Here is a 10,000-nt window from a genome sequence, read left to right as displayed (position 1 = left end):
AGAGGGCGGGGGCGGTGGGCCAGTCGATCAGGCCATCCTCAAACGGGCGGAACAGGGTATCGAGTACAGGGTCTTGCATCGGGGGCTTTTGACACAGCCGCGGCACAAATGCAAAAAAGCCGCCCCGTATGGAGCGGCTTTTTCATTCAGCAAAAGCTGAAAAGGCTTAGGCGACCTGAAGGTTTTCAGCCGACATCTTGCCCGAACGCTTGTCGCGGGCCAGTTCGAAGGTGACCTTCTGGCCTTCGTTGAGGCCGCGCAGGCCCGAACGCTCAACGGCCGAGATGTGCACGAACACGTCGTTGCCACCGTCATCCGGCTGAATGAAGCCATAACCCTTGGTTCCGTTGAACCACTTAACCGTACCTGTGCTCATGATAAATTCCTTTCAAAGGCAGCGTGGTAGTCGTCGATCTATGAAAGGAAGTTCGCAGATACGGCCGGGGCCGCAGTAGAAAGTCGCAGTTCAAAAGTCGATACCGAGACCGTACAGGTATAGGGACGGCGCGTCAAACGCCAAAGGGCCGATCACGCGGCTTTGACCCGTGCAATCGGTTTTCGTGACCTTTTGACCTGTGTAAAAGGCGCGGACCAAAGCCCGCGCCCGATAGGTTTGCGCCTGAAGGTGGGATTAATCCGCCTTGGCCGCCAGTTTCGCCGTCACCTTCTCGACCACGGCCTCCTTGGTGATGCCAAACTGCTTATACAGCACGTCCTGCGGGGCCGAGGCACCGAAGCCGTTCATGCCGACGAAGATACCGTCCTGACCGATAAAGCGCTCCCAGCCCAGCGATACTGCGGCTTCGATGGCAACATTGACCGGTGCAGAGCCGATCACCTCGGCCTGATATTTGGCCGGTTGACGATCGAACAGCGCCCAGCAGGGCGTCGAGACGACGCGGGTCGGGATGCCTTGCGCTTCGAGCGCCTCAGCGGCTGCCACGGCGACCGAGACTTCGGTGCCCGATGAGAAGATCGACACCTTGGCTTCGCTGGAAGCGGCTTTCAGCTCATAGGCGCCTTTGGCCGACAGGTTGCCGCCCTGATGGCGCACCGCCGGCACCTTCTGACGTGACAGCACCATCAGCGACGGCGTCTTGCGCTCAAGAAGTGCCGCCTTCCAGCATTCGGCGGCTTCGACAATATCCGCCGGGCGGAAGGTCAGGAGGTTCGGCATGGCGCGGAAGCTGGCCAGATGCTCGACCGGCTGGTGCGTCGGGCCGTCTTCGCCGACGCCGATCGAGTCGTGCGTCAGGACGTTGATAACGCGAATCCCCATCAACGCCGCCAGACGGATGGCCGGGCGCGAATAGTCGGAGAAGACGAAGAAGGTGCCCGAATAGGGGATGATGCCGCCGTGCAGCGCCATACCGTTCAGCGCCGCCGACATGCCGAATTCGCGGATGCCATAGTGCACGTAGCGACCGTCATAGGCCGGGGCGTCAAAGGCGGTCATGCCTTTGACCAGCGTATTGTTCGAACCGGTGAGGTCGGCCGAACCGCCGATCATTTCGTCGATATGCGGCACCAGTTGCGCCAGAGCCGCCCCGGACGCCGAGCGCGTCGCATCGCCCGCCTTCAGCTCCAGTTGCTTTTCAATGTGGGCGTCCAGTGCGTTGAACGCATTGGCGGGCAGGTCGCCGGTCATGGCGCGCTCAAAGGCGTCGCGCTGCGGGTGCGCCTTCAGGGCCGCTTCCCACGCCTTGCGCGGACGCGCCGCCTTGCGGCCGGCGGCTTCCCACGCCTTCTTGATCGGAGCGGGCACGGTCCAGGCCTCGGCCTCCCAGCCCATGGCCTTGCGCGACAGCTCGATATCGCTGTCGAACAGGGTGTAGCCGTGCGAATGCGGATCGCCTTCCTTGGGGCCAGCGCCCTTGGAAATCAGGGTCTTGCAGGCCAGAAGCACCGGCTTCGATTGCTGCGTGGCCCAGCGCATGGCCGCCGCGATCTTCGAGTGGTCGTGGCCATCGACGGCCTTCACGGCCCAGCCTGCGGCCTTGAAGCGCGCCAGTTGATCGCCGGTTTCCGCAATGGTCGCCACGCCGTCGATGGTGACGTTATTGTCGTCCCACAGCACGATCAGCTTGTTGAGTTTCAGACGCCCGGCCAGGGAGATGGCTTCGTGCGACACGCCTTCCATCAGGCAGCCGTCACCCGCGATGACCCAGGTGCGGTGATCGACGATCTCATCGCCAAAGCGCGCATTGAGGTGGCGTTCAGCCATGGCCATACCCACGGCGGTCGCCAAGCCCTGACCCAGCGGGCCGGTGGTGCATTCAACGCCGGCCGTGTGGCCGTATTCCGGGTGGCCGGCGGTGGTCGAGCCCCACTGACGGAAGTTTTTGATGTCTTCCATCGACACCGACTTGAAACCCGTCAGGTGCAGCAGCGAATAGATCAGCATCGAGCCGTGACCTGCCGACAAAACAAAGCGGTCGCGGTCAGCCCAGTCAGGCTTTTTCGGATCGTATTTGAGGAACTTCGTCCACAAAACGGTCGCCACATCGGCCATGCCCATCGGCATCCCCTGGTGGCCGGACTTGGCGCGGTGCACCGCCTCCATCGACAGGACGCGAATCGCATCCGCCATCACGGTCGGGGACGGTTTGGCAGCGGGGAGGCCAGGGATCGGTGGCAGGGACATGGCAATCTCAACAAATACGGGGGTGAGGTTGCGCGGTCCTTTAGCCCATATGCCGGACAATGGCCATATTCGAGTTTTAGGAATTTGTCTCCGCAGGGGTGTACGGGGCTAATTTTCGCCTTTCAGGCTGCATGACTTGTGAAGCAGCCCTTTAGGAAGTACAGTCAACCTATGGAAAATGCTCAGAACACGGCTCAGCTTTCTCCGGTCGCGGGCGCCAGCCTGACAGCGGCGGTCGAGCGTCTGGACAGCGCGCTCAATGCGCTCGAAACCCGTATCCGCGATCTGCAAGGTCGCAGCGCCGATCACAGTGGCGATTCGTTCCCCGCTGAGGCGGCCGCAGAGGCCCGTCGCCTTCAGGACGAAATCGGCGCGCTGAAGGCGCGTGAAAAGGCGCTGGAGGCCGCGGCTTCGGAGGCTTTTGAGGCGCTGGGCGTTGCGGCCAAGGATATCCGTCAACTTCTTAACGAGCAGGCCGCCTGATGGCTGAGGTTACGGTCAAGGTCAATAACAAGCCCTACACGGTCGGTTGTGCCGACGGTCAGGAAGCGCGCGTTCAGGAACTGGCGCGCGTCTTTAACGACCACGTGGAAATGGTGGTCTCCGATGTCGGGGCGATCGGTGAGGTGCGCCTGTTCCTGATGGCGTCGCTGCTGCTGGTCGATGAGATGGAAGAACTGCGCGCCCAGCTAGAAGAGGCGCAGTCGGCGCAGGCGCGCATGTCCGCCGGGGCCTTCGAGATCGAACGCAAGGCGGCTTTTGCCATTTCTGACGCTGCCGAACGGCTGGAAAAGCTGGTCAGTGAAGTTTAATTAATCAAACAATTCTGGGTCTTCTCGTTCGGATGGATATGCTTTGCTAAGCATTTGCCTTATCTGGTTTTCATTCAGCCGGGGAGAGATTTTTCTTCCATTAAATTCCAATACTTTTAGGACGCGAGTGTGTTTCTGCCTGCCCCCTTCAGTTATGAATGCCCATTGCACTTTCATTCTATCGAGAATTTGTGTTTCTAACTTGTTGTTCTCGACGTAACTCCAAAAAAGTTCATCTTCAATTGTAATGGAGGTGGATTTCCTTTTTTTGTTAATGGTGTATACCGCCTGCCATTTTCTCCCATCCTTAACCCATACAGGAGACGTGATTAATATTGTTCTCGTTTCCCAAGCCCAGTTCAGATCGTCATCATTTTTAGAACTGTCAGGAATGGATCCTATTTTTTTAGGAAATGAGTTTCTTTTTATCGGAAACTCATTGCGAGGTGAAAATCCTAAGCCTGTAATTTCGTTATTATCAATGCATGTTTCATAGAAAATGTTTTTTGCAGAGAGGGCGTTTCTAAATTGTGGCGTGTTTGCGCCTATTTTTTTTATTTTACTTTCGTCTATTGATATGAAGCCTTTTGTGCATTCAGAAATTATTTTTGTATATAATATGCCCTTTTTGTATTCCTCAAAATTCTCATGCGCTTCACTTAATGTCTCTTTGGCTTTTTTCCCAGCCCACTCACTCCAGTAAATAGCGTCGTGATCAGTAAAGCCTTTTATGAAAGCATTTCCAATATCGGAATTAAGAAACACCCATGCTCCGCCTAGAAAGCCGGCGACGGTTAAACTTTTGAAGCCGATTTTTATATGAAATGATCCCGTCTCCGGCGGGAAAATTAGGAAATCTATTTTTGCATTGTTTCCAAAAATTACTTCACTAAGATTTTCAGAAATTACTCTCGTGCTTTGGGAGAGTTTTATGAAATCAGGCAGTGGGAGATAGTGTTCTGAGGTTTGCAGATGAATATGAAACAGTTGAACAGGTGATATTAGCTCACTTCCAGCCATTGTATCAACGCCCCTTGCCACCCAAAAGCATAACGAAATAACGCTAACTCGGATTTTAAGAAATTTCCACTTTTAATTGAGCTTGAGTATCTGGCAATGTATATAACCCGAACATTTCGAGTCGAAATGTTCGGGTTACACAATTAGACGGCGTTAAATCGTTACTTCCCTCTCACATCGTACTTTTGCGCGCTCAGCGTGACCGTGGTCTTGCTGACGGCATCTGTGGCCGAGCGGGCGAGGATCACGTCGTAAGCCCCGGCGGCGACGTTCCACGTCTTTGACGCGCTGTCGAAGCTGGCCAGCAGGCGTGGATCGACCGTTACCGTCACCGTCTTCGACTCGCCGGGTTTCAACGCCACCTTGTCCCAGCCGCCGAGGCGCTTGGGCGCTTCCCAGCCGGCCGAGGCTGGGGCCGAAACATAGACCTGCGGCACGTCCGAAGCGGCGACCTTGCCTGTATTGGTCACGGTGAAGCTGACGCTCAGCTTGTCGCCGGCCGTCGAGGTCTTCAGGTCACTATAGCCAAAGGTGGAATAGGTCAGGCCATGGCCGAAGGCGAACAGCGGCTTCAGACCCTTCTTGTCGAACCACTTGTAACCGATGGCCGCGCCTTCGATGTCGTAATTGACCTGGGTACGGATCGTGTCGCTCTTGGGGTCACCGTCCAGCTTGGGGCGTGGCAACTGATCGAGCGAAGCGGCAAAGGTCACCGGCAGGCGACCCGACGGCGAGACTTCACCGGTCAGCACGCGCGCAATGGCCGTTCCGCCCTTGGTGCCGGGATACCAGGCTTCGACCACGGCACCGACCTTCGACAGCCACGGCATGAAGACCGGCCCGCCCGTTTGCAGCACGACAACGGTCTTTTTATTGGCCTTGGCCACCGCGTCGATCAGGGCGTCGGCATTTTCATCGAGCTTCAGTTCGGCATCCAGCGATTCGCCCGTCCACTGGGTGCCGAAGACGATAACTACGTCCGCGCCTTTGGCCGCCTTCACCGCCGCCTTGACGTCCTTGCCGTCATGATAGACGACCTCGGCCCTGGTGCGGGCTTTCAGCGCTTCGACCGGCGAGTCCGGATAGTAGGTAAGGGGGCCGGGGAAGGCCTTGGGGCCAAGGCCCAGATCCTTGACCGGATTACCGCCCTGACCATAGACCTGCGATGAACCGCCACCGGAAATGACGCCCTTATCCGCATAGCCGCCGATGACGACGATCTTTTTGGCGGTGGTCGTCAGCGGCAGCAGGCCGGTGTTTTTCAGCAGCACAATGCCGCCTTCGGCATCGGCCTGAGTGACGGCGGCGTGCGCCTTGAAGTCGATCTGGTCTTCGGCCACCGGCACAGGCTTGTCGAAGGCACCGGTCGAGAACAGGCCCCACAGGATGCGGCGCGCCATATCGTCGAGGCGCTCTTGCTTCACAAAGCCGTTTTCGATCGCTTCTTTCAGCGGCCCGGCGAAGTAGTTGCTCTTGTCGAACGGATAGCCCGACTGCTGATCGAGACCGGCATTGGCGGCCGGTATGGTCGAATGGGTCGCGCCCCAGTCCGACATCACATAACCCTTATAACCCCAGTCTTTTTTGAGGACTTCGTTCAGCAGATAGTCGCTTTCGCAGGCATAGACATTGTTGACGCGGTTATAGGCGCACATCACCGAGGCCGGATTGCCGGTTTCGATGGCGAACTGAAACGCCAGCAGGTCGGACTCGCGCCCGGCCTTGTCCGAGATGTTGGAGGAGGCGGTGAAGCGATTGGTTTCCTGCGCATTATAGGCGTAGTGCTTGACCGTCGAAATGATGTGGTTCGACTGAATGCCGCGGATTTGCTCGCCGACGATGATCCCGGCCAGCAGCGGGTCTTCGCCGCCATATTCGAAGTTGCGGCCATTGCGCGGTTCACGCATCAGGTTGACGCCCCCGGCCAGTTGCACATTAAAGCCCGACAGGCGCGCTTCGCGACCGATCATCGCGCCGCCCTTGAAGGCCAGATCGCGGTCCCAGGTCGCCGCCGTGGCCATGCCCGACGGCAGGGCGGTGCGCAGGCGTGGCTTGTCACCGACCTGAGAGGCGACGCCGACGCCCGCGTCGGTTTGCCATTGGTTCGGGATGCCCAGACGCGGCACGCCGAAGACAAAGCCTGCCGATTGGTGGTGGCTTTCGACCGGTGGCTTCCAGTTCAGCCCGGCAATGTCGCCGCGCGCATTGAGCCAGTCGGCGGCCGTGGCGAAATGACCGAAGACGAGTTTCAGCTTCTCGTCCTGCGTCATTTCCTTGAGTAGCAGCTCTGTTCGGGTGTCGGCATCCAGCCGGGTGTCGGTCCAGGGCGTCGCCTTGGGGGCCTCAGCGGCGGCGGCCGGGGCCTGAGCATAGGCGGGTGCGGTGGAGACGAAGGCGAGCCCAAGGGCGGCGGTCGCCAGCAGGCTGAGCTTGAAAGTGCGCATGATTAGTGTCCCTGGAATGATTTTGTCGTTGGGCAATTTCATAAGCCGGGATCGAATGTCTGTGAAGTCATTTCTTATGACATCGATGTCTTTTTTTGACCGGCGCAGGACAAAACAGCCGCTTTATGATGGATTTACAAAAGCCTGTGGTCGCCCCCCTTGTAAGGGGGCAACGTTGCGCCTAGATTGTGTGACGGCGGGTCGTGCTGCGGCTCACGTCAGCGAACACCTAATCCTTCTGACCTTAATCTCTTAGAACGGGGGCTGTCCCTGACTGGGACCGTGGTCCCTATCATATGGCTCCCACCTGATACGTCAGGTCTGAGTGGATTTAAACGCTTCGCAACGGTTCCCGTGGCGCCGCCACCCCTTTGGGGTGGCGAAGCCACATTCTTTAAGTTTCTCAGGGCGCCGCCACCCCTTTTTTGCTGCACAGTGTGTCTGCGGGGATTTAAACCGCGCAATCGTTACAATCCCAACTTGACAGTCACCGCCTTCGTCTGGAATAAGGCGGTTATCCTCAGGGAGTAGCCAGATCGCAGTGTGCGATCGTTTGATGTCGTCAACACGAGCTTTGCTCCGGCATCAGACACCGTTTCGGCGGCGTGGCGAGACTGAGGGCGGGTCCTGCGGGCCTGTCCTTGTAACCCCTCAGAGATTGAGTCTCACCTATGGAAACCATTGCAACGCCCCTGATGTGGGGGACGTTCGCGGCTTTTGTTATTGTCGCGCTGTTTATCGATTTTTTTGCTCTGAACAAACAAGGGGCGCACAAGGTCTCGATGACCGAAGCGGCCATCTGGTCGCTGATCTGGGTGGCCACCTCCTTCGCCTTCCTCGGCATTATGTGGTGGGAGATGGGGGGCCTGACGGGCGATGCCGCCACTCAGGCGCTGGCCAATACCAAGGCGCTGGAATTTACGACCGGCTATCTGGTCGAAAAGGCGCTGGCGGTTGATAATATCTTCGTCTTCCTGATGCTGTTCACCTATTTCGCCGTGCCGGCGGAGTATCAGAAGCGCGTTCTGATGATCGGCATTCTGATGGCGCTGGTCCTGCGCGCAGGTATGATTGTGGTGGGCGCGTGGCTGGTGGCGCAGTTCCATTGGGTGCTCTACGTGTTCGGCGCGTTTCTGGTGTTCACGGGCTTCAAGATGTGGCTGGCCGCCGGTCAGGAGCCTGATCTGGAAAGCAATCCGGCCTTGAAATGGGTGCGCAAGACCTTCACCATCTCGCCCCATTACGACGGTGAGAAGTTCTTTACCCGCATTGATGGCAAGCGCATCGCCACGCCGCTGCTGATCGTGGTCATCCTGATCGGTATTATCGACGTGGTGTTTGCGGTGGACTCGATCCCGGCCATCTTCGCCATCACCACCGATCCGTTTATCGTCCTGACCTCCAACGTCTTCGCTATTCTGGGCCTGCGCGCCATGTACTTCCTGCTGGCCGGGATGCACGAAAAGTTCCACCTGCTGCCCTATGGTCTGGCGCTGGTGCTGGTCTTTGTCGGTACCAAGATGCTGCTGATCGACATCTATAAGATCCCGATTGTGTGGTCGCTCACCGCCACGGCCTCGATACTGGTCCTGACCATGATCCTGTCTATCCTGATCAAGCCGAAGGGCGACGCCCACCCGACCGGGGCCTTCCCGTTCGATTCGAAGAAGAAAAACGACGAAGACTAACCTTTTGCCCCCTTCGGTTCCCTCCGGAGGGGGCTCTTGCTTTTTGTGGTGTGACATGGCCTTAAACCGTTATGTCAGACGCCAAAGCCGCCTTGCGTAGAGAGATGAAGGGCCGACGGGCCGCCCTGGCCGCCGCATCGCCGGATGCGGGCGAACGGCTGGCCGAGGCCTTCGTGGCGCGCGGGGTTTGGCCAAGGGCGGCGGTCGTGGCCGGGTTTCACCCCATCAGGGATGAGATAGACCCCCGGCCCCTGATGCGACACTTTCAGGCGCGCGGCTACACCTTGTCCTTGCCCCGTATCGACGTAGAGGGGCGCATGCGTTTCTGCGCCTATAGCCTCGACGCGCCGCTGGTGGCGGGGCCGTTTGGCATACAGCAGCCCGGCCCCGACGCACCGGAGGTGTTTCCCGATCTCATTCTGGCCCCGCTTCTGGCCTTTGACCACGAAGGGAGGCGGCTGGGCTATGGCGGCGGCTTTTACGACCGCGCTTTGGACTATCTTCGTTCCGTAAATCAGAGTAATGAAAATCCATTGCAAGTGTGGGGCGTGGCCTTTTCCGCTCAGGCGGTCACCCGCGTGCCCACCGAACCCCACGATCAGCGTCTCGATGCCGTCCTCACCGAACTGGGCGTAATCGCGATTAGAAAGAACACCTGATGCGTTTTGCTTTTTTCGGTGATGTGGTCGGCCGGGCCGGCCGCGACGCCGTGTCCGAACATCTGCCCTTTGTGCGCCGGGCGCTTGACCTCGAATTCGTTATCGTCAATGCCGAAAACGCCGCTTCTGGTTTCGGCGTGTCGGAAAACACCGCCAATCAGTTGTTCGAGGCGGGGGCGGACTGCCTGACGCTCGGCAATCACTCCTGGGATCAGAAAGAGGCCCTGACCTATATTGTGCGTGAGCCGCGTCTGATCCGCCCGCTCAACTATCCGCCTCTGGCCGATGTGCCGGGGCGGGGGGTCAATCTGTTTGAAACGGCGTCGGGCAAGCGGATTCTGGTGATGAACGCGCTGGGTCTGGTGCATATGGCGTCGATGGACGACCCGTTTGCCGCCGTGGATAAGGCGCTGGAAAGCGCGCCGCTGGGGCTGGTGGCCGATGCGGTGGTGGTCGATATCCACGCCGAAGCCACCTCCGAAAAGATGGCCATGGGGCATTTCTGCGACGGGCGCGCCTCACTGGTGGTGGGCACGCACACCCATGTGCCGACGGCCGACGCGCAGATCCTGCCCGGCGGCACCGCCTATCAGACCGATGCCGGTGCCTGCGCCGATTACGACAGCGTCATCGGCATGGACAAGGAGGAGCCTCTGCGTCGCTTCACCACGCGCATCGGCAAGGAGCGTTATAAGCCGGCCTCCGGCCCTGCGACCCTGTGCGGCGTCTTTGT

9 protein-coding genes and 1 other RNA gene are annotated in these 10,000 nt (G+C 58.7%); 6 read left to right on the top strand and 4 right to left on the bottom strand.

The features are described 5' to 3' along the window. Positions 1 to 166 precede the first annotated feature (166 nt). Together LDL37_RS03380 and tkt are read right to left on the bottom strand one after the other, a co-directional pair. Positions 167 to 376: a cold-shock protein gene (locus LDL37_RS03380; RefSeq protein ID WP_013479141.1), complete on the bottom strand. Its 210-nt coding sequence runs from the start codon at positions 374 to 376 to the stop codon at positions 167 to 169. A 255-nt stretch (positions 377 to 631) separates the two neighbouring features. Beyond that, on the bottom strand, positions 632 to 2,590 hold the full coding sequence (gene tkt, locus LDL37_RS03375; RefSeq protein WP_290794341.1) for a transketolase: 1,959 nt from the start codon (positions 2,588 to 2,590) through the stop codon (positions 632 to 634). A gap of 225 nt (positions 2,591 to 2,815) precedes the next feature. On the opposite strand from tkt, the gene LDL37_RS03370 reads away from it, so the two are divergent. Continuing rightward, entirely contained in the window at positions 2,816 to 3,127 is a 312-nt protein-coding gene (locus tag LDL37_RS03370; protein WP_290794335.1) for a DUF4164 family protein, read from the top strand. Continuing rightward, a complete protein-coding gene (gene zapA / locus LDL37_RS03365; RefSeq protein WP_290794333.1) occupies positions 3,127 to 3,456 on the top strand; it encodes a cell division protein ZapA in 330 nt (109 codons plus the stop codon). The genes LDL37_RS03370 and zapA overlap by 1 nt, the downstream gene beginning before the upstream one ends. Here zapA and LDL37_RS03360 read toward each other — a convergent pair whose 3' ends face one another. Together LDL37_RS03360 and LDL37_RS03355 are read right to left on the bottom strand one after the other, a co-directional pair. After that, the gene (locus tag LDL37_RS03360) at positions 3,457 to 4,476 is read right to left on the bottom strand and encodes a hypothetical protein (protein WP_290794330.1); all 1,020 of its coding nucleotides are present in this window, start codon (positions 4,474 to 4,476) and stop codon (positions 3,457 to 3,459) included. It abuts the gene before it with no gap. Positions 4,477 to 4,637: 161 nt separating this feature from the next. Next, the gene (locus tag LDL37_RS03355; RefSeq protein ID WP_290794327.1) at positions 4,638 to 6,920 is read right to left on the bottom strand and encodes a beta-glucosidase; all 2,283 of its coding nucleotides are present in this window, start codon (positions 6,918 to 6,920) and stop codon (positions 4,638 to 4,640) included. A gap of 200 nt (positions 6,921 to 7,120) precedes the next feature. Here LDL37_RS03355 and ssrS point away from each other — a divergent pair. From ssrS to LDL37_RS03335, 4 genes are all read left to right on the top strand, one after another. After that, positions 7,121 to 7,285, top strand: a non-coding RNA gene (ssrS, locus tag LDL37_RS03350) — 6S RNA. A 306-nt stretch (positions 7,286 to 7,591) separates the two neighbouring features. Next, positions 7,592 to 8,608, top strand: coding sequence for a TerC family protein (locus LDL37_RS03345; RefSeq protein ID WP_290794324.1), 1,017 nt, complete (start codon positions 7,592 to 7,594; stop codon positions 8,606 to 8,608). Between the two features lie 71 nt (positions 8,609 to 8,679). After that, entirely contained in the window at positions 8,680 to 9,267 is a 588-nt protein-coding gene (locus tag LDL37_RS03340) for a 5-formyltetrahydrofolate cyclo-ligase (RefSeq protein ID WP_290794321.1), read from the top strand. Beyond that, positions 9,267 to 10,000: TIGR00282 family metallophosphoesterase (locus LDL37_RS03335; protein ID WP_290794318.1), on the top strand; the 734-nt coding region annotated here is incomplete at its 3' end. The genes LDL37_RS03340 and LDL37_RS03335, both read left to right, overlap by 1 nt.

The sequence above is a fragment of the Asticcacaulis sp. genome, from assembly GCF_020217185.1.
Lineage (GTDB): Bacteria > Pseudomonadota > Alphaproteobacteria > Caulobacterales > Caulobacteraceae > Asticcacaulis.
This window is presented reverse-complemented; position numbering and strand designations above follow the sequence as displayed.